The sequence below is a fragment of the Mariniphaga sediminis genome, assembly GCF_003573545.1.
GTDB classification, from domain to species: Bacteria; Bacteroidota; Bacteroidia; order Bacteroidales; family Prolixibacteraceae; genus Mariniphaga; species Mariniphaga sediminis.
This window is the reverse complement of the sequence record NZ_QWET01000001.1, coordinates 230,614-255,393: the sequence shown is the minus strand read 5'-3', so window position 1 is coordinate 255,393 and position 24,780 is coordinate 230,614. Positions and strand designations below refer to the sequence as shown.

Below are 24,780 nucleotides of genomic sequence, written 5' to 3'. Positions count from 1 at the left end.
ATATGACTACCGAAAATTTAAATAGAATAGCGAAAAAAAATCTTTTAATTCTGGTTTTAATGATCTTATTAACTCCAGCATGTAAAGAAAATTATTTAGTGGAAAATCCAAAGACATCATTAAGTGAAGCAATTTTTTGGCAATCTGAAGAAGAAGCACATCAAGCATTAATGGGTTGTTATGCTTATAATGGAGGGTGGCCTGAGAGACTCTTGGATTTAGACAAAACTATGATTTATATGTCCCATTGGGCTGGATATTCAAGCTGGAGAGATTTTGGCTATGGTAGGGAAAGAGAAATAAGTCCAATTCATGGAACTATAACTACTTTATGGAGAAATGCATTTAAAAAAATTGCCCGAACAAATTATTTTCTTGATAATATTGACAAGGTAGACATGGATGAAACAAGAAAGACTGCAATGAAAGGTGAAGTAAAGTTTTTAAGGGCTTTTACATATTTCTGGCTTCTCCAGTTATGGGAAAATGTTCCTTTAATAAAAACTACATTAACAGCTGACCAAGCCAATTCAATAAGCCAAGCATCAAAAGAAGAATTGGTGAATTTTATATTAACTGAATTAACCGAGGCAGCACAGAATCTTCCTGTGAAACAAGCCGCATCAGCTAAAGGCAGAGTAGAAAAAGGAGCAGCTCTTGCTTTAAAAGGCAGATTACTTTTAGCTGAGGAAAAATGGTCAGAAGCAGCAGTAACATATAAAGAAATAATGGATTTGAACAGATATATAATTGACCCACGGTATAAAGAACTTTTTGAAGATGAAGGAGAAAATAGTGATGAAATAATTTTTGCCAACCAATATATGGAAAATGAACTTGGAGAAACAATTACACAGCATATAATAAAAAGTTCATTATATGGAGGTTTTAATGGATGCAATATATTCCAGCATGTACTAGACAAGTTTCCAATGGTTGATGGGGAGTCAATTTCAGTATCGGGAATTTATGATCCAGAGAATCCTTTTCAAAACAGAGATCCCCGATTGTATTCTACAGTTTTAATAACTGGTTACTCAGAAGTAAATGGAAAAATATTTGAGGGAGATCCAGAAACTATAGCAAAAACAGGCCAAACTGGTCCTAATATAACAGGTTATATTCTACAAAAATTCTGGGATAAAGATTATGAAGGTAATCCAAGACAATATGGAGGTGATTATCCTCAAATACGTTATGCTGAAATACTTTTAAGCAGACTTGAGGCTGAATTGGAAGCGGGAAATTCTATCACTCAAGAGCTACTTGACAATACTATAAATCTTGTTAGGCAACGTGAAGCTATAAACATGCCTATTGTCACCGAGACAAATTTGAATAAACTGAGAGATATTGTCCGAAGAGAAAGAGCAATTGAGCTAACTTTTGAAGGAGGAATAGACTATTTTGACTTAAAAAGATGGAGAACCCTTAAGGAAGAAGCAAGTCAGGAACTTCATGGGATGAAAATCACTGATAATCCTGATGAATATGAAGGGCTATATGCTATTACAGAGGATGGTCATTTAATAATAGGAAGCATTGAATTTCATGATCACAATTACCTGTGGCCCATTCCACTGCCAGAACTTGACATTAATGATAATTTACATCAAAATCCTGGATATAATTAACGAAATTAATTTCTTTCAACACTTTTAAAAAGACGAGACATGATAAATCGTAGAAGGTTTATAGCAAAAAGTGCTTTAATAGGATCAGGAGTAGTTATTAGTGGAATTTATAATTCTGCCATTGCTAAAAAAGTTAATGCAAACGACAAAATCATTCTTGGAGTCATGGGATTAGGAGGAAGAAATCTTTATCTCATAGAGGAATTTATAAAGCAAGGTGCTGAGATTGCATACATTTGCGACGTTGACAAACGGCGCATAGCAAATGGACTAAAGGCATGTAGCGGAGAAAGTTGGCAACACAGAACTGAACAGGATTGGGAAGTAACACAAGCAAGCATGGGACAAAGCAGAATTCCAAAAACGACCCAAGACTTTAGAAAAATTCTAGAAGATAAAGAAGTTACAGCCATGATCATCTCTCCCGGTACCCATTGGGCACCATTGGCAACAATTATGGCATGCCAGGCAGGCAAGGATGTCTATGTAGAAAAACCTATGTCTCCCAATGTTTATGAAGGACGAAAAATGGTGGAGGCTGCTCGAAAATATTCAAGAATTGTACAAGTGGGATCACAAAACAGAAGTGGCCAATATCATGAAAAAGCTATTGAGTATTTAAAAGCAGGAAATATTGGTAAAATACACTATATAAAAGTCTTAAACATGCTGAAAGGACAACTGGGTTATCCTGGGCCTTATCCGGAAGTGTCTATACCGAGTGAATTCGATTATGATATGTGGTGCGGTCCTGCGTCAAAATTACCCTATAATCCCAAAAAGACAGGGCCTGGCGTATGGCGTTATTTTTGGGAATATTCAGGAAGTGATTCGGAATCAATACATCAGTTGGATGTTGCTCGTTGGGTAGCGTCTGCTCTTACTGGAATAGATTATCCGGTTTCTGTATATGGGAAAGGGGAAGTACGATATCCGGAGCATGTAGCTGATATTCCTGATTCTCTGACAGCTATATATGATTATGGAGACATTACTTTGTCTCTGGAAGTTGACTGGTGGACAAGTTTAATAAAAGTTCCACATGAAATCAGAGCCAGCAAAGCACTCTTCCCTGACTGGCAATTTACCGGTACTAGGATTGAGATATATGGAACTAACGGGATGATGTATTTAGGACGGCATGGTGGAGGCTGGCAGGCTTTTAATGAGAAAGGAGAAACTATAGCTATTATGACAGGCAATAATCCGGTCAAAAAGCATATAGCCAACTTTATGGATTGTATTCGTACCCGCGAAACTCCTAATGCAGATGTGGAAAGGGCACATATTTCACAAGCCATTTCACATATGGCCTATATTGCATATAGAACCGGAAACCAGCTATTAAAAATTGATGGTTCAACAGAAACATTTATTGATAATAATGAAGCGAATAAGCTACTGGCACGACAAGATGGAGGCCGGTCTCCCTGGAAGATACCAGATCAGGTATAGAATTGAAGAAAACTGAGTAATAAATATCAGATTTTGCTGAAAACCTACCTTTTTCGGCAAGGTTTTCAGCAATCTTCCTTTACAAGAGTGATAAATCTCGAAAAATCCTTACATGTATAAAAGATGAAATTAGTATGTAAATACATATGCTTAAGCTTTCTAATCAGTTTTGGAATTATACCTTCAGGACAGGCACAGGAAAGTCCATCAGGTTATTTATGGGGAACAAAGCTTATGTCAGTAGCTGAAGTGGAAAGTTTACGCCCTCAAATGATTGAGGGCATATGCCAGCATTTTTCTAATGAACTGAAAACCTCTGTAAAAAACCGTGAAACACATTGGCACCGAAACTATACATCTTCAGCAGATTATATTAAATCTGTTGCTTCAAATCGTACTCGAATTAAAAAAATCACAGGTGTGGTGGACGAGCGAAAAGCCACACATGAATTAATTCTAAATAAAAGTACAACTCTAGAGGCTTTAATAGCCAAAACTGATGCCTACAATGTATATAGTGTCAGTTGGCAGGTTCTGGAAAATGTTACCGGGACAGGTTTGTGGATAGAACCCCATACAACAGTTCAGGCTCAGATAGTAGTTGTACCGGATGCAGATCAATCACCAGAAGAACTAATGGGATTAAATCCGGAAGTACCTTCAAAAGCTCTGTTTGCACGTAGGTTAGCAGAAAAGGGATGTCGACTAATTATTCCGCTTTTGATTGATAGGAAGGATACCTGGTCAGGAAACCCGGAAATTGTTATGACAAACCAACCTCACAGGGAATTTATTTATCGTCGGGCATTTGAAGTGGGAAGACATATTATAGGATATGAAGTTCAAAAGGTATTGGCAGCAGTAGACTGGTTTAAAAATCAGTCAGCGGATTTACCTGTTGCTGTAGCAGGATACGGAGAAGGAGGACTAATTGCTTTATATAGTGCTGCCATAGACACCCGCATTGATGGAACATTGGTCAGCGGATATTTTCAGGAAAGAGAACAAATTTGGGAAGAGCCAATTTACAGGAATGTATGGGGATTACTTGAAGAGTTTGGAGATGCTGAAATCGCAAGCCTTATAGCACCAAGACTACTAGTTATAGAAGCGTGCGAAGGGCCACAGGTAGATGGTCCACCAGCAGCTAAGGGAAAGCGCAGAAATGTCGCAGCTCCAGGATTCTTAAAAACTCCCTCTCTCGAATCGGTGCAAGCAGAAGCACGTAGAGCTGAAAAAGTATTTATAAATTTAGGTGTCCCCGAAAAAATGCAGGTTGTGGTAAGTGGCAATGGGAAAGGATTGCCAGGTTCAAAGAGTGCATTAGAAAAACTTTTTTCCGGTCTAGGTATTGAAAATAAAGAATCTCCAGCTTATAATAAAATCACTAAGTTACGACATGATTTTGATTCTGGTTTACGTATGCGCAATCAGTTTATGGAATTAGTGAGGCATTTGGACAAAGTAATTAATCACAGTAGCGATGAGCGGAAAAAGTTTTGGGATAAGGCAGATGACACCTCAGTGGAACAATGGGTAGAAACAACAAAACCATACAGGAAATATTTTCATGAAGAAATAATTGGAAAGATGCCATCACCCACCCAATCTTTTAATCCTCGCACCAGATTGACATATGAAACACCTAATTGGCGTGGTTATTGGGTAAAATTGGATGTATGGCCGGGAATAATAGCCGGAGGAATTCTGTTGGTTCCAAAAGATATCCAGCCAGGAGAAAAACGTCCTGTAGTGGTTTTTCAACATGGCTTGGGTGGCCGCCCTGAACCACTTATAGATCCCAATATTAAATCAGCCTATTATTCTTTTGGATCAACTTTAGCCGATCAGGGGTATATAGTTTACACTCCACAAGATCCTTATGGGATTGAAAATTTTCGCACAATTCAAAGAATGGCCAATCCACTAAAAAAATCCTTGTACTCAGTAATCATAGGCCAGCATGAACAGACACTAAAATGGTTAAGACAACTCCAATTTGTTGACAAAGAACATTTTGGGTTTTACGGCTTATCTTATGGAGGTAAGACAGCAATGCGAGTACCTCCTATTTTAAATAATTATTCGGTGGTGATTTGTTCTGGTGATTTCAATCAGTGGATATGGAAAACAACCTCAGTAGATTTTAAATCCAGTTACATGCTAGTTGGTGAATATGAAATATTTGAATTTGATTTTGGTAATATTATTAATTATTCAGAATTGGCAGGACTTATTGCCCCAAAACCTTTTATGGTAGAACGGGGACATATGGATGGAGTTGCACCTGATGAGTGGGTAGCTTATGAATATGCTAAGGTTAGGCGACTATATGCTAACTTGGGAATTAGTGATCGTACTACGATTGAATTTTTTAACGGGCCCCATGAGATTCATGGAGTAGGAACATTACAATTTCTTGACAAGTATTTAAAACTAAAATAAAAAATTGACTATTAGACATTTCATGCTTCTCTACGATGTAGGGAATTCGAATAATCTAAAAAATAATATATGGCTTTACTGACAAAGAAAATTCTCAAAAGGTTGATTTTATATACTATTATTTCTCCCGGGATCTCAGGAATTATATATTCAGGCAGCGCTGAGGCTGCCTGGCTAAAAGCAGGTGTTGCAAAGGTAGATATAACAAATACAGATTCATATCCTGCTGTTAATGATTCATTATATGTGAAAGCCCTGGTACTTGAAAACGATGGGGTCAGAGCCGCAATAATAACTGTCGATGCTGTGGCTATTGGAGGAATTGGATCAATAGATGATGGTTATCTTGAAAGAGTAAGGTCAGAAATAGAAAGGGACCTAAATATAATTAGTAAAAATATTCTTGTCAATGCAAGCCATCTTCATGGTGCTGGCTATAACGTCTGTCCCGATATTGCACAGCGAACAGTAAAAGCTGTCAAATCAGCAATGCAAAATATGGTTCCAGTAAGGACAGGTGTTGGCAAGGGATACGAAGACAGAATCACTGAAAACAGAAGATTTAAGCTTAAAAATGGGAAAGAGGCAGACATCAGGCATGCTTATCCTATGCCACCTGACGAAGAGGTTATTGACCTTGGCCCGCAAGATTATGAAATAGGTATATTACGCCTTGATAAGTTGAATGGAGAAACCTTAGCTGTTGTTTACAATTTTGCAGGACATCCTTACCAAGGAGTCCCTAACAAGGAAGCAACAGCTGATTTCCCTGGATTTGCCTCAAAGATAATTGAGGATAATCTTAGTGAGGGTACAATAGCCTTATTTATTCAGGGGTTTGGAGGTGATATCTCAACAATCCTTTACAAAGATGTGAATACTCCCCGGGATGCTGAAGTATTAGGCACTAAGCTGGGAATTAGCACAATGTCGGCACTTAAAACAATTCAAACCACCAATAATGGCAGTTTGAAAGTTGTAAATGAAATAATAAAATTACCCCGCCGGACAGATTTCCAGAAACGAATTGAATCTATGGAAGTTGAAGTAGACAGGCTTCTTAAATCACTGAGAAATACCAGTCTCAATTTTAAAACTTTTCTACCACTATATATCAAGTATAATCTTTTTGAGGAGTATCCGTCTTATTATTCACACAGATATCTGCACGAAAAGAGTATTGGCAGGAACGACCTGAAACAACTGGATAAGGAGAACAGGGGTCATATTGATAAATATCTTAGCAATATTTATGCAATGGACAGACTGGCAGGCCTTCTTGCTAATATCTCTTTACTGCAAGAGCATCAAAAATCCAATGAAGATGCAGGTGAACCTACAATCGATATCGAAATACAGGGTATAAGAATTGGAAATTTTGTTATGGTAACTTTTCCGGGTGAGGTTTCAGTAGAAGTAGGATTGAACATTAAAAATATGTCACCTCATAAATTTACATTCACAGCAGGATTTACTAATGGCTACATCTACTATGCCCCAACAATTGAACAATATAATGGAGGCGTACAGGAGGATTGTGATTGCTTTATCGCACCTGAATGGCAAGAGATATATGAAGAAAAAGTTTTAGATATATTAAACAATATATAATAACAAATTAATCTGAAGCGGAAATGAGTTTATTTTATCGTTCGAATTTTAAATTTACCTGTAAGCATATTTTTATCTCGCTCAAAATATACCTTATACTACTTTTGACAGGACTATCCCTTCTGCTAGGAACTATCGTAGCAGATGCTGCCCAACTTAAAGCTGGCATTGCCAAAGTTAATATTACGAGAAAGGATATCAATAGATTAATTAATGATTCTTTATATGCCCGGATACTGGTACTTGACAACAAATTAGAAAGTCTAGTTATAATAAGTCTTGACACAAGGGCCATGGGAGAAAAAGGCGGAGTTGGAATAAATTTCACCGAAAGGCTTCGTAACAAAATACAGAATCAACTGAAAATTGATGGTAACAACGTAATGATTACTGCCACAGGCGTATCAGGTGAAAAATTTATATGTACGGATATTGAAGAGCGTATATTTAATGCGGTCAGGAACGCCTATCAAAATTTGGTTCCAGTAAATATTGGTGTTGGAATTGGTAAAGAAAATAAGATAACTGAGAACCGCAGATTAAAATTAACCAATGGAAAAGAGTGGACAATCCGGCATGCCAGTCCTTTACCTCCCGATGAGGAAGTAGCAGGTATAGGCCCTGTTGATCCTGAGATTGGGATACTGAGGCTTGACAAAAAAAATGGTAACCCTCTTGCTATTCTTTATAACTTTGCAGTGCACCCCTATCAAGGAGTCCCAAATAATGGACTTACAGCTGACGTTCCGGCCTTCTCCTCAAGGGTAATTGAAAATAATCTTCCAGCAGGAACAATGGCGATTTTTCTACAGGGTAGCCTTGGTGATATTTCAACTGTTTTATACAAAGACGTAAATAGTCCCAGAGATGCAGAAGCACTAGGGAACAAACTAGGTATAAGCGTTTTAACCTCACTAAAGAGCATTAATACTTCAAAAAACAGCGAATTAAAAGGTATAAGAGAGGTAATAGAAATCCCTTCGAGAACCGATATTTCTGAAAGAATCGCATCATTGGAAAAAGAACAGGAAAAGCTATTGCGATCTTTGAAGGGTACAAGTCTTAACTTCAAGACTTTCTTCCCTTTATATATTACATACAGTATCTTCGAGGAATATCCTTCATATTATTCTCACAGGTATCTTCGAGAAAAAATGACCGACTCCAAAGATCTTGAAAATCTTGACAAAGAAAACCTCAGAAATCTTGACAAGTATCTGAGAAATATATATGCAATGGAAAAACTCACAAGGATTCAGAACAATCTCTCAATTTTAATGGAACAGCAAGAAAGACTGGCTACAAAAATTGGAAAAACTATTGATTTTGAGATACAGTGTTTAAAAATTGGTGATATGGTATTAGTAACATTCCCTGGTGAACCTGTTGCCCAAATCGGCCTTAACATTAAGGAGTTATCGCCTTTCCCAAATACCTTTGTAACTGCATATTCCAACGGAGATGTGGGCTATTCACCCACAGCAGAACAGTATAAGACTCATGCCTTGGAAGATACATATTGCATTATGGCTCCTGAATGGCAATATATCTATGAACAAAAAGTCAAAAAAATTTTAACCAATTTTTAAATTAAAAAGATGTACAAAAGATCAATTTATACTAGAATAATTGGGTTAGTTATCAAGATTACCAGCAAAAATTTCAAACTGGATAATATTGTTTCTTTATCGGTATTTGCCTGCTTCATACTCCTTGCTTCTACTGTTTCTGCCCAGCTTAAAGCAGGAGTATCAAAGGTAAATATAACAAACCCTGACCCAACAAGTAATGTCACAGATTCATTATATGTTAAAGCCCTGGTACTTGATAATGGAGATACCAAGGCCATAATTATCTCAGTTGACGCAGTTGCAATTGGAAGAATAGGTTCAATTGGAGATAATTACCTAGAGAATATACGGTCGAGAATAAAAGCAGATTTAGGCATAGATCGGACAAATGTTCTTGTAAATGCAAGCCATTTGCATGGAGCAGGGTATAACGTTAGCCCGAATATTGAGGATTATACTTTTCAGGCTGTAAAAAAAGCCTCTCAAAATATGATACCGGTCAATATAGGAGTAGGATCAGGGTATGAAGATAGGATTACTCAAAATCACATTCTAAAATTAAAAAATGGTAAGGGGTGGGCTATTCGCCATGCAAATCCGCTACCACCAGATGAAGAGATTGAAAGTGTAGGTCCTATTGATCCGGAGATAGGGATATTGAGACTTGACAAGAAAAATGGGGATCCACTTGCAGTTGTATATAATTTCACAGGCCATCCCTATCAATCAATTACAGAACAAACAGCTGGATATCCTGGTTTTGCATCCAAATTAATTGAAGAAAATCTGGGTGAAGGGACTATGGCGCTTTTTATTCAAGGTTTTTGCGGAGATGTCATCCCAAGCCTTTATAAGGATGTTCATAGTGTCAGGGATCAAGAACCGCTGGGAACCATGTTGGGTCTAAGTGCGATAGAAGCCTTTAAGAATATAAATACAGAAAAAAGTGGCGAACTGCAAGTAATAAATGAAACAGTTAAATTTCCCAGGCGAACTGATCATGCTGAAAGAATTGCAGAGATGGAGAAGAAGCAGGGAGAACTTCTTAACTCCTTAAAGGGCACAAGCCTGAACTTTAAAACTTTTTTGCCCTTGTTCATAAAATATAATCTTTGGGAAGAATATCCCTCCTATTATTCCCATAGGTATCTTCATGACAAAATGATTGGTAGGAACGACATGGAAAAGCTTGATGCTGCAAACAGGCGGAATATAGATAAATACCTGAGAAATATTCATGCCATGGAAAAACTTTCAAGACTGCAGTATAATTTAGGGCTGGAAAAGGATCGTAAGGTTGAGAATGAATCTGCAGGTGAGAGTACTATGGATGTTGAAGTACAGGTGATGAAAATCGGGGATTTTGTTCTTATAACCTTCCCCGCAGAAGTGTCTGTACAGGTAGGGCTTAATATAAAAAAAATGTCGCCATTTGAAAATACCTTTGTTGCGGGTTATACCAATGGTTATATCCATTATGCGACTACAGCCGAACAGTCCGGAAGCGGTGCCTATCAGGACCATAGTAATCTGTTGGCTCCTGAATGGCAAAAAATATACGAAGAAAAAGTAATAGAAATATTACAAAAACTATAAAACAGATTTCACAACAAAAGTAAATTATTATGATGAAAGTAACATGTGGGTTTACAATCCCAATAACATTGTACGGCCTGCCGCCAAGTGTAAACAATATCCTGAAAGTGATGGGTGAAATTACTGATGCCGGCTTTAATACTATGGAGATGGAGATCGTTGCCGGTGAGTATGATGACTACAAAGCAAACTGGGATACAATAACTAATCATGCCCAGAGTCTAAAGCTCGACGTAGTAAGCATTATGGCTGTAACCTACGAGATGTTTTCTCTGGACAAGGCAAAACGTGATAAGTCTCTGGAAGATTTTGCCACAATATGCGAAATGACCGCTGGGATTGGTGCAAAAATGATTACTAACTGTTTCTACCTGCCTCCCGAAATGGTACCAAAAGAAAGGACTTCCATTTATCATGGAGGCCCTTCGGTAGCAGTTGATGTACCGGAAGGTTTCCGGTGGTCTGACCTTAGGGGGATTGTTATAGAACAACTTCAGAAGTCATCGGCTATTGCCAGCCAAAACGGCCTGCAGTTTGCCATGGAAATGCGTGCCGGGGATTTTATCTCTTCTGTTGACGGTATCATCAGCATATTTAATGATTGTAATGTAAAAAACATTGGGATGGTGTACGATGTTGCACACGCAAATGCTATCAACGAATACCTTGACCTGGGGATATACAAGTTAGGGAAATATCTTAAACTGGTGCACCTTTCTGATAATGATGGTACACGGCCTTACCATTACCAGCCCGGAAAAGGGAATATTGATTTCAAAAATATTATTGATACCCTGAAAAAAGTCAATTTTGATGGGCATGTTGTTGTTGATATCAGCGGAATCGATAATATTCTTGAAGAGGCAGTGAAGATGAAAAATCTCGTAGAGGAACTAATTGCAGAATAATCTATTGCCATGATGAAATTAAGTTATTCAACAAAGCTGTATTATAATTACAGGCTTGAAGACACTATCAGAAGGGCATCAAAAGCAGGCTACCCTGGAGTTGAAATCTGGGGTGGCCGTCCACATGCCTATTACAAAGACATGGACAAAGAAAGTATCTCATCAATAATAGATGCAATTAACGAAACCGGTACAGAAATATCTGGTTTCATTCCGGCACAGTTCGGTTATCCGACAAATTTATGCAGTCCAATTGAAAATATCAGGAAAAATAGTGTTGAATACATAAAAAAAAGTATCGATACCTCCCTTGCTCTGGGCTGTAAAAAAGTCAGCCTTTGTCCTGGACGGACGCTATACGGTCAAGGTTATAAGCAGGGAATGGAAAATTTAAATTTCAGTCTCTCTGCACTGGTTAATTATGCTATTAAAAAAGATGTGCTCCTATTGTTGGAACCTGCCCACATGTTAGAAAGCGATCTTATATTAACCATTGAAGATGGTGCAAGGCTAATTGAAGAACAGGGTTATAACAATATGGGAATTGCATTGGACACAGGACATTGCCATATTAATAAAGAATCGTTGGTGGATGCAGTCTATCTGTTAAACCAAAAACAAATCCCGATTCATATCCATTTGGACGATAACAATACGATGGGAGATCAGCATAAAATACCTGGTGAAGGAACAATAGACTTTGTACCCTTTTTTCGTGCTTTACTTGAAATCGGGTATAAAGGATTTTTAACAGTAGAACTGGGATTTGATTATACAGCCAATCCTGATGCTGCAGCCTATAAAAGTAAAAAAGTTGTTCTGTCACTACTGGAGGAAGCTGAGACTGCTATGGGCTGACCATTTACTGCTGTAAATATTAAAATTCATAAGATAAATTAAGAAATGATACCTGTCCATTTTGGAAAAAAAATAATTAAGTTGGATATCCCTGATGAAAACCTTTGCTTTAACCTAAAGAGGAATAATTTTCAAGCTCCAGAGAGTGAAGAAGATGAAATAAGAAGGGCTCTCGAGGTGCCTGTAGGTTCAAAAAGGCTAAAAGAAATTGTACAGAAAGGTTCATCGGTTGTAATCATGGTTGATGATCGAACACGAAAAACCCCACAGAAACTAATACTCCCATTTGTTTTGGAAGAATTAAACAGTGCGGGGGTGGACGACAGTCAAATTAAGCTGGTAATTGCCACCGGAACACACAGGGATATGACTAAAGAAGAAATACTGGAAAGGTTTGGAGAGGATATTGTAAACAGAGTTGAAATCCAAAATCATAACTGCCACAGTAATTTAGTCAACAAGGGTCTGACGCGAAGAGGAACCAGGATTCTCGTTAATAAAAACGTACTTGATGCAGACATACGGATTGCGGTTGGTGCATCCCTGCCCCACCATCCTACCGGCTGGAGCGGTGGGGCCAAGATGCTTCTGCCAGGGGTAGCAGGGACAGAAACAGTCAATGCAATGCATTTGTTAGGGGCGACAGAAGCACAACTGGGAAAGGTATTAACGCCCATGCGTGAGGAGATGGAAGATTTTGCAAAAGAAGTAGGATTACATTTTATAGTAAATGTAATATTAAATGAAAAAAACAAGCTGGTAAAAGCAGTATCCGGTCATTTTATTCATGCACATAGGGAAATTATTAAATGGGGTTTAACAATTAATGGGGTAAAATTCCGCAAAAAAGCAGATATCACACTGAGCAGTTCTTTTCCGTTTGACTATGATCTTACCCAGGCAGATAAAGGCATGTTCTCTGCTGAACGAGCCACAAAACCAGGTGGAGAAATCATCCTATTGTCACCATGTGAAGAAGGTATTGCCCCTACCCACGAAGAAGAAATGTGTCGTTTGGCCAGACATGATGACAGTACCTTATGGAAAATGCTGGATGATGATGTTATTGGCGATCGCTTCGCTGCTTCTGAATGTATGTACCTAAATTATGTCAAGCGTAACTATAAAATGACATTAACAATGAATCAACCCATGTTGGCCAACATGATGGGATTTTACTACCTAGCGGTAGACGATCTACAAAAATACATTAGTAAGCGTATAGAACTAGACAGGAATTTAAAAATAGGAATCGTTAATAACAGTGGAGAAATACTCCCTGTATGGGAAATAGAAGAAGAAACTTCGTCCCTTCAGTTAGAGGATATCATTTGATATCTTAAAAAGTCAATATAAAATCCGGAAACATGTTAAATAATAAAGGCTTTATTTTAAAACGTTTATGGAACCTTATGGTTTCCGTGGGGCCTGGTTTTTTTCTGGTTGGATATAGTGTTGGTACGGGCAGTGTGGTAGCTATGGCTTCGGCAGGCTCACGATTTGGCTTGTCTTTTCTGTGGGCGCTGGCACTTTCCTGTATATTCAGCTTTGTAATGCTGGAAGCCTATGGCCGGTATGCGCTGGTCACAGGAGAGGGGGCATTGTACAGCTATAAAAAACATTTTAAGCAATTTGGATCTCTTCTTGCATTAATTACACTTGTCGGATTAATAATCGTTGAAATATTGGCCTTGATTGGGATCATGGGAATAATAGCTAACCTAATCAAGGAATGGTCCGTACTCCTGTTTGGGGGAAATGGGTGGAATCCTCTTTGGGTTGCAGGTTCAATTATAATCATCTTATATATCTTGATTTTATTGGGCGAATACTCATTTTTCGAGAAAGTGCTAATTGTCTTTGTATCCGCCATGGGACTAAGCTTTATCCTCACTATGTTTCTGGTTTTACCTGAACCGGGGGAATTGGCAAAAGGGCTTATCCCTACTATTCCTGATAATACAAATGCGCCGATGATTATTGCGGCCCTTGTCGGCACCACCCTGACTGCCCCAACCTTTGTTGTGCGTAGTACTTTACTCAAAGAAAAAAAGTGGAAGTTAAAACAGATGAAACAGCAGAGAAAAGACGCAATTGTTGCCGTGATATTAATATTTTTAGTGAGTGGGGCTATTATGGCATGTGCCGCAGGAACACTTTACGTTATCAACAAGCCTGTGGAGGAAGTAATCACGATGGTTACACTAGTAGAACCATTGCTTGGTCGTTTTGCGCTTTCCATTTTTGTTATGGGAATTCTGGGTGCCGCATTGTCTTCAATATTTCCAATAGCAATGCTGGCACCGTTGTTAATTGGAGACTACAGAAATAAATCCATTAATTATAAAGGTTTCCAGTTTCGGATTCTTACCGGAATTGCTATTTTATTCGGATTAATCGTGCCTTTATTAGGTGTACGGCCGGTTTTTGCTATGTTAATTAGCCAGTTATTTCAGATTTTTGTATTGCCGGTTGTCGTTCTGGCAATCATTTATTTGCTGAACAGAAAGGATTTGATGGGAGAATATAAAGCTGGTTATTGGTTAAACACCGGACTTCTGTTGACATTTATTTTCTCATTAATAATCTCTTATCAATCAGTTATTGGGCTAATTACATCCTTTAATTCTATTTTTTGATTTTAAAGAACTACATGGAGAAAAATTTAGTTATAGAAAAATATTTTTGGGCTTTTTTTATGGCTGGAATTCTACTCGGTCTAACTTATCCTGTTTTTAATGTCTTTTTAATGTCGCTGCTAAAACCATTTTTGATGGTAATGCTATTCTTCGTTTTTTTAAAGATAGATGTTGCTCAGGTATTTAAAAGAATGAAAAATTACAGGCAAATGATATTCCTTGTCATATCCTTCATGGTAGTTATACCGTTGTTGCTGTTTGGGATCACCAATATTTTTGACCGTGAATTGGCTATTAGTGTCTTGTTACTTACAGCAATGCCAGCTGGCGTGGCAACCCCTGCGCTGACTGACGTTGTTAAGGGTAACACAGCATTATCGGCAAGCCTAGCAATTCTAACCTCACTGGTTGCTCCTTTTACTATTCCTCTGTTATTCCGGATAATAAATTTTGATAACATATCATTCGACCTTGGGTTGGTCTTTAAAGATCTGGCACTCATAGTATTCCTCCCAATGGTTCTTTCTCAGGTTATAAAAAGATATTCTCCTAAAGAAATAGAGAAAAGAACCCACTTGTTTACATCATTAAATATTTTAATGCTTTCCCTGATGGTATATGTGGTAATCGGATCACAACGCAATATCATATTCAATGATTTCATGAATATTCTTTGGCAGGCTGGATTTTTGTATGTGGTTTTTATCCTGCTTCATATTTTAGGATTTTTAGCGGGCCATAAGAAAAATTTGGAAGACAAAGTGGCTATATCAGTTAGTGCTGCTTATATGAATAATAGTATGGCTATCGTTCTAGCTTCAATCTATTTTAATCCTACCGTCCTGATTTTGATGATTCTCTCAGAGTTCCCATGGAATACTTTATTAATAATATTTAGAAGATTCATTCAATTTCATCAACAAAAGCAATGAATTCGAGGATATAAAATTAATACGCCATCTTAAAAACGATGAACATAAACAGACGAAATTTCATCAATACTACTGTTACTGGTATTACGGGAATATCACTTGGAGCATCAATTTTCCCATTGCATTCTTGTCATATGGTTAACGACAAGATTATACTTGGTCTTATAGGTTCTGGCACGCGGGGTACTCGTTCCATAATTTGCACCTGCAGATGTAATGAAAATGTTGAGATAAAAACAATTTGCGACGTTAACGAATTAAAAGCGACCAAGGCCATAAAGGAGATTGAAAAAGAATTGGGATACAGGCCTGTGTTTGTTAAAAATATGAAGGAGGTTTTCAATGATAAAGATATAGACGCCGTGTGGATATCTACTCCTGATCACTGGCATGCTTTAGCAACTATTTGGGCCTGTCAGTCAGGGAAAGATGTATATGTAGAAAAGAATCCTACTATAAGTATATGGGAAGGGCGTAAAATGATTGAAGCAGTGGAGAAATACAAAAGAATAGTACAAATTGGATTTCAAAACCGCAGTGCATCATCAGCTTTTTCCGCACGTAGCTATATAAAGAGTGGTAAACTAGGGAAAATAATACATGTAAAATGTTTCAACCTACTTAGTGGTAAAAAATGGATACCAAAACCCAACAAGAAAGCTCCCGGGTGGATTAATTGGGACGCATGGCTGGGGCCTGCCCCTTATCGTCCTTACAATCCGGCAATAACCACTTCAGAAGAACGTAGTGGCTGGTTCGATTTTTGGGCTTTCGGAGGTGGGGTACTATCGGACGAGACAAGCCACGTTATGGACCTGGCTCGTTTTGTAATAGGGGATCCTCCGCAACCAAAATCGGTTTTTGCCTATGGTGGCAACTGGCCTTGGGGGTCTGAAAAGGAAACCCCTGAATTTATTTCAATCACATATGATTTTGAAGGCTTCACCATGACATGCGATAGTGGAAATGCAACAAATTACATGAAGAAAACACCTAATAATATCCTAATGAATTCCAATCTTTTCCCTGATTGGAGAATTAATGCAATGAGGATTGAAATATATGGTACGGAAGGTTTGATGTACCTTGGCCCTCATGGCAGCGGATGGCAGGTTATTGGTGAAAATTCGGAAATAATTGCCCAGGATGGTGGTACAATGCCTGATATGGACCACCAGCAAAACTTCATCGAATCCATAAGAAGTCGCAAACAACCAAATGGAGATGTTGTACAGGGACAATTAAGTGCCTGCCTCGTCCACCTGGCAAATATTGCATATCGTACAGGAAACAAACAACTGTATTTTGATAGTAAAAATGAGCAGTTTACAAACGATAAAAAAGCGAATGAATATATAAAAACTACGTACAGAGAGAACTATAAAATACCTGATAAAATTTAATTCTTATTTAAAAGAAAAATAATTTAAAAACAGGAACTATCTACTCTAACAATATTCAAACAAAATAATTACAGGAAGTATATAATGGCTGATACAAATGACAAAATAATTTTAGCGCTTATTGGTGCCGGAGCCAGAGGAACACAGTTAATCCTTAGTACTCAGGAAAACTGTTCTGGCGTTGAGGTTAAATATGTTTGCGATGTTGACAAAGGTCGTGGGGGTAGAGCAATCAGCGTATTGAAAAAAAGACAGAAAAAAAAGCCTAAATATGTGGAAGACATGCGCCATGTCTATGATGATAAAGATGTTAATGCAGTAATAATTGCGACCCCTGAGCATTGGCATGCATTGGCAACAGTATGGGCTTGCCAGGCAGGTAAGGATGTGTACGTAGAAAAAAACATATCACTTTCAATTTCGGAAGGAGAAAAAATGATTGAGGCGGCTAAAAAATACAACAGGATTATCCAATGTGGAACACAAAACCGCAGTGCACTTTATTCTTTTTCGGCTCGCGATTATATTCAAAGCGGTAAATTAGGAAAAATTGTTTTGGTAAAAACCTATTGCATGCTCCCAGGGGGTAGTCCTTGGATTTTAAAACCTAATTCAGAAATACCGGAAGGGTTAAACTGGGATCTTTGGCTCGGCCCTGCTTCTATGGTTCCCTATAACGTTAGCAGGCACAAGGCTTGGTATGATTGGTGGGCTTATTCGGGGGGACAAGTTCTGGCAGGTGATGCTTCACATGTTTTAGACTTGGCACGTATGGTAATTGGAGATCCTGATTTTCCTAATTCAGTGTATTGTGCCGGGGGTAGGGTTTTATTTGATGATAACAGGGAAGTCCCCGACTACCAAACCATAACTTTTGATTATGGAAATTTTCTTATGACCTGTGAAAGCTCCAAGTACGGAAATTACCTTTCAAAGACCTCCACTGAGATTAGACATGGGAACTTATTCCCAAACTGGCAATTAAACAGCACCCGCATTGAAATTTATGGTACCGAAGCGATGATGTATCTGGGAAGACATGGTGGTGGCTGGCAGGTTATAGGGAATGATTCACAAGTTTTGGATGAAGAATATGGATATTTCCCTGATGAAGCCCATCAACAAAATTTTTTAGAATCAGTTCGTACCCGGAAAATACCAAATGGTGATATTAAACAAGGCCATTGCAGTGCAAATTTAGTGCATCTTGCCAATTTGTCTTACAGAGCAGGAAAAAAACATCTTCTCTTTGACGGAAAAAAAATAACAAACTCAGAAGAAGCCAATTTTCTAGATAACAGAATCTATAGAGAGGGCTATGAAATAGCGGAAGTTATTAATGAATAAGAAATATAGATTTAATGATAAAATATAAAAATATTTTATTTGTATTCTTTACAGGTCTGGCCTTCCTCCTTATTATGGCAGGATTGCTAATTTTTCAGACTTTGAACAGGACAAAAATTCAGATTGATATTTGCCAAAATTTAGATATAATAGCGCTTTCAACTTACGCAGAGCCACCTCAATTCGCTATCTGGATTGAAAATATCAGGACACATGAACTAAAAACTGTTTTTGTAACTCATCGTGCTAGTACTGGCGATTGGGAAGGCAAAACGCATGTTCCTGTTGCTTTACCAAGATGGTATGATCTTTTTATGGAAGAAAATACTCCCTTTACAATTATTGAAGATGAAAAATTTATGGCAGTGACAGGGGCAACTCCAAAAAAAGATTATTTTTCTATACGTATTGAAGTAAAGCCCGGTACGAAGTGGTTTTGCTGGATCGAGGTGAATTTGGCGGGTGACTATAATGAAGCATTCCCTGAACTTAATCTTCAAACATTCGAGGAGGATGAATTTGCCACCGGCCAACCTGCATTGCTATATAAAGCTGAAATAATTGCAGCAGAAGGGATGATTTACACACCTGATATTGTTGCTCAATCAAAATGGTTAGATGGAGAGAACAAAATTGAACCGGTAGGCGATGGCATTACAACAGCAAAAAATATATTTGACAGCATACAAATATCAGTTATTCGTCCAAAGCCTAAACTAATAGATAAAGTAAAAATAAAAGTTTATAAAAATGAAAAGGACTATTAATAATAAAGTTGTACTATTCTTTTGTTCATTATTTATTTTTGGAGTTTGCAACGCCATGGATGTAAAGGACTTTGGAGCAAAAGGAGATAGTATATCAGATGATACAGAAGCTATTCAGAAAGCAGTTGATTCCGGAATTGGACAAATCTCTTTCCCTTCAGGTGTATATAGGCTTACTGCCCCCATCTTGATTGATCTTAACCAATCAGGGCCTATTGCCATAATTGGTAATGGTACTGCTAAGGTTATGATGAACGGAGCCGGTCCAGCATTTAAATTTGTTGGAACCCACACGGGTACCGCTGATCCCTACACCGTAAAACAGAATGTGTGGCATAATCAACGAATGCCCATAATCGATGGCATTGAAATTATCGGAAGACATCCTATATCAAAAGGGATTGAAGCCATTGAAACATTGCAACTTATTATTACCAGAGTTCTTGTTCGGGAGACCCTCCATGGCATTCATCTGTCTAAACGAAACCGTAACATAATTATTTCCGAATGCAATTTGTATAACAATCGAGGAGTTGGTATCTTTCTTGATGAACTTAACCTTCATCAGATAAATATTACAAATTGTCATATTAGTTATAATGGAGGCGGAGGTATAGTAGTACATAAAGGAGAAATTCGAAATTTCCAGATAGGCAGTTGTGATATTGAAAGTAATATAGACATAAACGGCCCACCATCGGCCAATGTATTAATAGATATAACGGAAGGCTCAATGCGGGAGGGTTCGATAATCGGATGCACCATTCAGCATAATCATAATGGGATAGGGTCAGCAAACATAAGATTTATTGGACATGGAACAGAGACCAGACACAAAACGGGTTATTTTACAATTGCCAACAATATACTGAGTGATACTCAGCAAAATTTACATATTAAATATGCCCGGGGAATAATCATTACTGGCAACGCATTTGGAGAAGGGTTCTCTTCTAACATTCTAGTAGAACATAGTGATCATATAGTTTTTGGCACAAATATACTAGATAGAAATCCTGATTATGGCACAGAAAGTAATAACAGTGTAATAATTAGGGACAGTCGTAATATTACAGTAAATGGATTTCATCTCAGTAATAATTCAGTCAGTCCAACAAATATAATATTGGAGCGATGCCGTAATTATAATTTCATGAATTCAACGATACTAAATTGCAACGGGGAAGGTATCTTATTAAAAGATTCAGAGAATGGTAAGGTATCCGGTAATTATATTAATGACGATCGTCCTGATAGCAGAAACCCTGTGTCTATCAGAATTCAGGGTGGTAAAGGGAACCTTATAATTAATAACTATACAAATGGTGTTATCGATGTAGTTTCTGGCACTGCTAACCTTATAAATAATCAATCGCTTTGATACAAACGTCCCGTCAACCAGGATTAACAAAGAAAAACGTACTCTTCGGCAGGAATTAAATGTATACAGGAAAGAATTTGCAGGAATAAAAAATTGAATAGTTTTGTAAACCAGTAAATGCAGAATAAACATTTACATCTATCAGAAATAAAAGTTAAATCTGTCAAGCTATTTCAGGAAAGGACAGTCCTTCGAAATATACATTTCCTTTTCTGCCAATTAATTATGGAAATGTGAACCGGGAAACTTATTTTTACGCTTCATCGAATAATTAAAGGCATGGAAAAAACAAAAGGCAAAGTTTTACTCACAGGCATTACAGGCTTTGTAGGCTTGCATACAGCCATTCAGTTACTGAAAAAAAACTATGAGGTTGTTGGAACCCTGCGCAACATAAACCGGGCAGATACCATAAAAAAAATCATTACCAAACACACTTACCCGGAAACCCAAAAGCTTAGTTTTGAGGAAGCCGATTTAACAGACAAGAACATATGGAAAAAACTAACTGCCGATGTGGATTTTGTACAGCACATTGCATCCCCGTTTCCAAGGGAACTTCCCAAAGATGAAAACGAGCTGATTATTCCTGCATATGAAGGTACGCTAAACATACTGGAAGCAGCATCAGCAGCTAATGTTAAGAGGGTTGTTCTTACATCTTCTATGGCGGCTGTTGCTTATGGCAAAGAAAAAAAACAGCGCAGCGGCACATTTAATGAATCGCACTGGACAAACGATACAAACAAGAAGGACACAACGCCTTACTTTCGCAGTAAGACTATCGCAGAAAAGGCAGCCTGGGATTTTATGAACCAGGAGAAAAACGGGCTTGAATTGTCTACCATTTGCCCGGGTGCCATATTGGGGCCGGTTTTGGGAAAAGACTTTGGGACTTCGGCCAATATTGTAATTAAAATGTTGGATGGTAGCTTTCCCGCTCTTCCCGACATTGGTTTCGAGATCGTTGATGTACGTTCGGTTGCTGACCTTTTGATCCGTGCCATGGAAGTGCCGGAAGCTGCCAATGAAAGGTTTATTGGTTCGGCCGGATTTTTAAAACTCAGGACAGTGGCCCAAATGTTAAAAGAGGCCTACCCGGAGAAAAAAATTCCTTCAAAAGTTCTCCCAAATTTTATGATCCGTCTTTTTGCCACATTTGACAAATCAGTCCAGCCGGTTCTAATTGACTTGGGACTAGAACGAAAAGTCGATAATTCCAAAGCAAAAAAACTGTTGGGATGGGAGCCCCTGCCCAACCACGAAGCCGTTCTTTCCTGTGCCGAAAGTGTGATAAAACTGAGGCTAACCGAATAAACCGGGAAAGAGACCGGCAATCCTGTTAAACCTGGGAAAGGTAATTCGTCAGCCTGATTTCATGACGTAGTTTCAATTTTTTACGCAGTCGCACTCGGGCAATTTCCACACTTTGCGGAGTGAGGTTATTCAAACCGGCGATCTCTTTGCTGGTAAGGCCCAGCCGCAAACAGGCACAAAGTTTCCTGTCTTTTTGAGTGAGTTTGGAATGCTTCAGCAGCAGTCGCCCCATAAAACCGGGATGCAACTTTTCGAGCTGTAATTCTACCATTTCCCAGTCAACATTGGCAACCGGAGTTTTCTCCAGCAGTTGCAAAAGCTTTTCGATTTTTTCCCGGCTATTCTTTGCACTTGCACCTTCAATACTGCGCAGTTCCTGGGTAATGCGGGCAATGAGTTCATTTTTCCTGGAAAGCTGTAGCAGGAAAGCAACCAGTTCCCGTTCTTTTATTTCCAGTTCGGAGCGGAGTCGCTGCCGGTTGCGATTTTCCAGCTGTTTCCCCGCCGAAAGATCGTTAATGTGCCCCAGGGCCTGTTTTAGCTTTGTAATATCGTGAACGGAAGCACGGATACCAAGGTAGCGTCCCTGACGGTTGTAAACGCCACGCACGTTTACCGAACACCAGCGTAACTGGCGGGTGCGTGTCAAAATCCGGAATTCAAGCGAGGGATTTACGAGTAACTGATTGAGAGAGTTGGTAAGAAACTCATCGAACCGTTCACGATCAGGGTTAAAAACAAGCAACTCTGAAACCGAAGAAGCTGTCATTACCTGGTTAGCTGTAAAACCAGTCAAATCGAGGCAGGAAGGAGAGCAATAATTGATCTTTCCGGAAGGGTCGAACCACAACTCCCAACCGAAAGTAAAATCGGCCACCAACTGGAAAAACTCACGCTTTTCGTGCTCCTCCCGGTGCAATTCCCGGGTTTCCTCCAGTTTAAATTTCAAATCCGAAAGCTGGCTTTCCAGTTCCCGAAGCTGATCGTCAATTTCTTCCATTTTGCTGCTTGCTGCCATTTACATTATTGGCTTTAAAAGGTATAAATGTAACCAATCGGAATAAAAGCACAAAAACCAAATTATTCATACTTGCCGCCAACTACCCCGAAAAGAGACATCATATAAACACATTCTTTTCTAAAGATGCATCCAGGTCAATCGTTCGTCCAATGTTTATTTCTTTCAAAAACCAACTGTCGTGGGAAACAACCAGCAATGTTCCGGAGTATTCCTGTATGGCAGAGGTAAGCATTTCCGTGTTTTGAATGTCTAGGTTATTGGTTGGTTCATCCAGAACGAACACATCCGGAGCCCTGTTGCTTATCATCAGGCAGCAAAGCATCAGCCGCATTTTTTCACCGCCGCTCAGGGTATAACATGGCTTATCCCAAACTTCGCGGTGAAACAGGTAGCGGGCTAACCGGATTTTAATCTCATGCTCCTCCAGCGCAGAATAGTTATATTGACAAGCCTGCTCATAAATGGTCAGATGGTCTTTAATAAGTGAATAATCCTGGTCGATGTAGATTGACTTCAGTCCGGCGCGTGTGATTATCCCGCAGGACGGTTGAATTTCACCCAAAATAATCTTTATCAGAGTGGTTTTCCCCGAGCCATTCTTTCCTTTTAAGCTTATCCGTTCCCCGCTTCTGATTTGAAAACTCAGTGGTTCATTCCACAACATTTGATTCTGATAACCAAAATTGATCATTTTTGCGGTAACAAGTATTTTTCCAAAATGAAGCGATGAATTCTCAAAATCCATTTTTATTCTTCGCATTTCAGGCAGTTGCATCCTTGCCTGAGCCAGTTCGTTTGAGATTATTTCAATTTTGCCTGAATGTGTATCCTTTAACCGGGCCGAGGTCATTTCTGCCTTATTTTTCAAGAGATGCGCCAGAATACGGGGACCGCCTTCCTTTTCATGCTTCTTGCTGCCTCTCACTTCCTTTCGCTGTTGTCTTTCCAAAGACTTTACCATGAGCTTTTTCTCTTTCCTCAGCGTTTTTTCCTTTTCTTTTACCTGATGAACAGCAGTTTGTTCTGCCATTTCTTTTTGCTCCCTGTAAAAGCTGAAATTTCCACCATAGGCGATAACACCACCCTTTTCGAGTTCATACACCGTATGAACCAGGTCGAGTAAAAGCCGGTCGTGACTCACAACAACCAGCGTTTCGGAACATGAACTGACATAATGGTATAGCAGCTCCCTGCTTTGCAGATCCAAATGGTTTGTCGGCTCGTCAAGCAACACAATGCCGGGCTTATGGATGAAAATACCGGCCAGAAAAACCTTTGTTTTTTCACCACCACTCAGTTTATTCATCTTTTCCATGAGGGGAATATCCTGAATTCCCCAATAGGCCATTGCTTTTTGGCACCTCTCTTCTATTGTCCAGTCTTCATTCAGCAAAGTCATGTATTTCTCAGATACATTCCCATTCAGAATTTCTCTTAGTGCCTCCAGCTTATTCTCAATCTGCAGGGCTCCGGCAACCGTAAGATCATTAAATTGCCCGAAATGCTGCGGAACATAATAGGGAGTGGAACTCTGAAGAAGGACTCCGCCTGCGGGCGACAAAATGCCGGCAAGGACTTTTAAAAAGGTCGATTTGCCTGAACCATTATTTCCAATTAATGCAACTTTGTCTTGTTTGGATATTGAAAAAGTGATGTTTTCAAACAACAACTCTTTGTCGGGATGTATATAACTGATATTTTGAGCAGTAAGCATAATTTCTTTCTTTTGTTTTTACCGGATTAAAAAATGTGTTTTTGAGATTTCCGAAAGAAATTATTGTATTCATCTTACTTGTTTTTTAGTGAACTACAAAGATACTATTTTTTAAAAACGCCGAAAAGAATTTTACCCTATGAATAGTAGTACAATTTACGACACCGTTAATTAACATAAT

Annotated in this window: 18 protein-coding genes; 16 read left to right on the top strand and 2 right to left on the bottom strand. The window is 38.6% G+C overall.

The annotated features are described in order from the left end of the window. Positions 1-2 precede the first annotated feature (2 nt). The 16 genes from D1164_RS00865 to D1164_RS00790 all read left to right on the top strand — a co-directional run bounded on the left by D1164_RS00865 (position 3) and on the right by D1164_RS00790 (position 21,864). The gene (locus tag D1164_RS00865) at positions 3-1,634 is read left to right on the top strand and encodes a RagB/SusD family nutrient uptake outer membrane protein (protein ID WP_119348043.1); all 1,632 of its coding nucleotides are present in this window, start codon (positions 3-5) and stop codon (positions 1,632-1,634) included. Between the two features lie 39 nt (positions 1,635-1,673). Further along, positions 1,674-3,089, top strand: coding sequence for a Gfo/Idh/MocA family protein (locus tag D1164_RS00860; RefSeq protein WP_119348042.1), 1,416 nt, complete (start codon positions 1,674-1,676; stop codon positions 3,087-3,089). 123 nt (positions 3,090-3,212) lie between these two features. After that, positions 3,213-5,534: an alpha/beta hydrolase family protein gene (locus D1164_RS00855; RefSeq protein WP_119348041.1), complete on the top strand. Its 2,322-nt coding sequence runs from the start codon at positions 3,213-3,215 to the stop codon at positions 5,532-5,534. 69 nt (positions 5,535-5,603) lie between these two features. After that, on the top strand, positions 5,604-7,145 hold the full coding sequence (locus tag D1164_RS00850) for a hypothetical protein (RefSeq protein WP_119348040.1): 1,542 nt from the start codon (positions 5,604-5,606) through the stop codon (positions 7,143-7,145). Positions 7,146-7,249: 104 nt separating this feature from the next. After that, on the top strand, positions 7,250-8,734 hold the full coding sequence (locus D1164_RS00845; protein ID WP_206610884.1) for a hypothetical protein: 1,485 nt from the start codon (positions 7,250-7,252) through the stop codon (positions 8,732-8,734). A 9-nt stretch (positions 8,735-8,743) separates the two neighbouring features. Next, positions 8,744-10,312 carry a hypothetical protein gene (locus D1164_RS00840; protein ID WP_119348038.1) on the top strand — a complete coding sequence of 523 codons (1,569 nt, stop codon included), beginning with the start codon at positions 8,744-8,746 and terminating at the stop codon, positions 10,310-10,312. Between the two features lie 29 nt (positions 10,313-10,341). Further along, positions 10,342-11,220 (top strand): sugar phosphate isomerase/epimerase family protein, encoded by an 879-nt coding sequence (locus D1164_RS00835; RefSeq protein WP_119348037.1) that lies wholly within the window; start codon positions 10,342-10,344, stop codon positions 11,218-11,220. A 9-nt stretch (positions 11,221-11,229) separates the two neighbouring features. Further along, positions 11,230-12,078, top strand: coding sequence for a sugar phosphate isomerase/epimerase family protein (locus D1164_RS00830; protein WP_119348036.1), 849 nt, complete (start codon positions 11,230-11,232; stop codon positions 12,076-12,078). Between the two features lie 45 nt (positions 12,079-12,123). After that, the gene (gene larA / locus D1164_RS00825) at positions 12,124-13,413 is read left to right on the top strand and encodes a nickel-dependent lactate racemase (RefSeq protein WP_119348035.1); all 1,290 of its coding nucleotides are present in this window, start codon (positions 12,124-12,126) and stop codon (positions 13,411-13,413) included. 32 nt (positions 13,414-13,445) lie between these two features. Further along, positions 13,446-14,717 carry an Nramp family divalent metal transporter gene (locus tag D1164_RS00820; protein WP_119348034.1) on the top strand — a complete coding sequence of 424 codons (1,272 nt, stop codon included), beginning with the start codon at positions 13,446-13,448 and terminating at the stop codon, positions 14,715-14,717. Between the two features lie 14 nt (positions 14,718-14,731). Beyond that, the gene (locus D1164_RS00815; protein ID WP_119348033.1) at positions 14,732-15,649 is read left to right on the top strand and encodes a bile acid:sodium symporter family protein; all 918 of its coding nucleotides are present in this window, start codon (positions 14,732-14,734) and stop codon (positions 15,647-15,649) included. A 38-nt stretch (positions 15,650-15,687) separates the two neighbouring features. Next, positions 15,688-17,052, top strand: a complete 1,365-nt coding sequence (locus D1164_RS00810; RefSeq protein ID WP_119348032.1) for a Gfo/Idh/MocA family protein — start codon at positions 15,688-15,690, stop codon at positions 17,050-17,052. An 84-nt stretch (positions 17,053-17,136) separates the two neighbouring features. Next, entirely contained in the window at positions 17,137-18,399 is a 1,263-nt protein-coding gene (locus D1164_RS00805) for a Gfo/Idh/MocA family protein (protein WP_119348031.1), read from the top strand. Positions 18,400-18,413: 14 nt separating this feature from the next. Next, entirely contained in the window at positions 18,414-19,166 is a 753-nt protein-coding gene (locus D1164_RS00800; protein ID WP_119348030.1) for a hypothetical protein, read from the top strand. Then, positions 19,150-20,547 carry a right-handed parallel beta-helix repeat-containing protein gene (locus D1164_RS00795; RefSeq protein WP_119348029.1) on the top strand — a complete coding sequence of 466 codons (1,398 nt, stop codon included), beginning with the start codon at positions 19,150-19,152 and terminating at the stop codon, positions 20,545-20,547. Before D1164_RS00800 ends, D1164_RS00795 begins: the two co-directional genes overlap by 17 nt. Before the next feature lie 279 nt (positions 20,548-20,826). Next, a complete protein-coding gene (locus D1164_RS00790; RefSeq protein WP_119348028.1) occupies positions 20,827-21,864 on the top strand; it encodes an SDR family oxidoreductase in 1,038 nt (345 codons plus the stop codon). 25 nt (positions 21,865-21,889) lie between these two features. Here the strand turns inward: D1164_RS00790 and D1164_RS00785 are convergent, their stop codons facing one another. Together D1164_RS00785 and abc-f are read right to left on the bottom strand one after the other, a co-directional pair. Beyond that, the gene (locus tag D1164_RS00785; RefSeq protein ID WP_119348027.1) at positions 21,890-22,882 is read right to left on the bottom strand and encodes a PAS domain S-box protein; all 993 of its coding nucleotides are present in this window, start codon (positions 22,880-22,882) and stop codon (positions 21,890-21,892) included. A 100-nt stretch (positions 22,883-22,982) separates the two neighbouring features. After that, the gene (gene abc-f / locus D1164_RS00780; RefSeq protein WP_119348026.1) at positions 22,983-24,599 is read right to left on the bottom strand and encodes a ribosomal protection-like ABC-F family protein; all 1,617 of its coding nucleotides are present in this window, start codon (positions 24,597-24,599) and stop codon (positions 22,983-22,985) included. Positions 24,600-24,780 lie beyond the last annotated feature (181 nt).

What these genes read in the sequence shown, in the direction of transcription:
- D1164_RS00865 (WP_119348043.1), top strand. Translation starts at nt 3, where the DNA reads ATGACTACCGAAAATTTAAATAGAATAGCGAAAAAAAATCTTTTAATT.
- D1164_RS00860 (WP_119348042.1), top strand. Translation starts at nt 1,674, where the DNA reads ATGATAAATCGTAGAAGGTTTATAGCAAAAAGTGCTTTAATAGGATCA.
- D1164_RS00855 (WP_119348041.1), top strand. Translation starts at nt 3,213, where the DNA reads ATGAAATTAGTATGTAAATACATATGCTTAAGCTTTCTAATCAGTTTT.
- D1164_RS00850 (WP_119348040.1), top strand. Translation starts at nt 5,604, where the DNA reads ATGGCTTTACTGACAAAGAAAATTCTCAAAAGGTTGATTTTATATACT.
- D1164_RS00840 (WP_119348038.1), top strand. Translation starts at nt 8,744, where the DNA reads ATGTACAAAAGATCAATTTATACTAGAATAATTGGGTTAGTTATCAAG.
- D1164_RS00835 (WP_119348037.1), top strand. Translation starts at nt 10,342, where the DNA reads ATGATGAAAGTAACATGTGGGTTTACAATCCCAATAACATTGTACGGC.
- D1164_RS00830 (WP_119348036.1), top strand. Translation starts at nt 11,230, where the DNA reads ATGATGAAATTAAGTTATTCAACAAAGCTGTATTATAATTACAGGCTT.
- larA (WP_119348035.1), top strand. Translation starts at nt 12,124, where the DNA reads ATGATACCTGTCCATTTTGGAAAAAAAATAATTAAGTTGGATATCCCT.
- D1164_RS00820 (WP_119348034.1), top strand. Translation starts at nt 13,446, where the DNA reads ATGTTAAATAATAAAGGCTTTATTTTAAAACGTTTATGGAACCTTATG.
- D1164_RS00815 (WP_119348033.1), top strand. Translation starts at nt 14,732, where the DNA reads ATGGAGAAAAATTTAGTTATAGAAAAATATTTTTGGGCTTTTTTTATG.
- D1164_RS00810 (WP_119348032.1), top strand. Translation starts at nt 15,688, where the DNA reads ATGAACATAAACAGACGAAATTTCATCAATACTACTGTTACTGGTATT.
- D1164_RS00805 (WP_119348031.1), top strand. Translation starts at nt 17,137, where the DNA reads ATGGCTGATACAAATGACAAAATAATTTTAGCGCTTATTGGTGCCGGA.
- D1164_RS00800 (WP_119348030.1), top strand. Translation starts at nt 18,414, where the DNA reads ATGATAAAATATAAAAATATTTTATTTGTATTCTTTACAGGTCTGGCC.
- D1164_RS00795 (WP_119348029.1), top strand. Translation starts at nt 19,150, where the DNA reads ATGAAAAGGACTATTAATAATAAAGTTGTACTATTCTTTTGTTCATTA.
- D1164_RS00790 (WP_119348028.1), top strand. Translation starts at nt 20,827, where the DNA reads ATGGAAAAAACAAAAGGCAAAGTTTTACTCACAGGCATTACAGGCTTT.
- D1164_RS00785 (WP_119348027.1), bottom strand. Translation starts at nt 22,882, where the DNA reads ATGGCAGCAAGCAGCAAAATGGAAGAAATTGACGATCAGCTTCGGGAA.
- abc-f (WP_119348026.1), bottom strand. Translation starts at nt 24,599, where the DNA reads ATGCTTACTGCTCAAAATATCAGTTATATACATCCCGACAAAGAGTTG.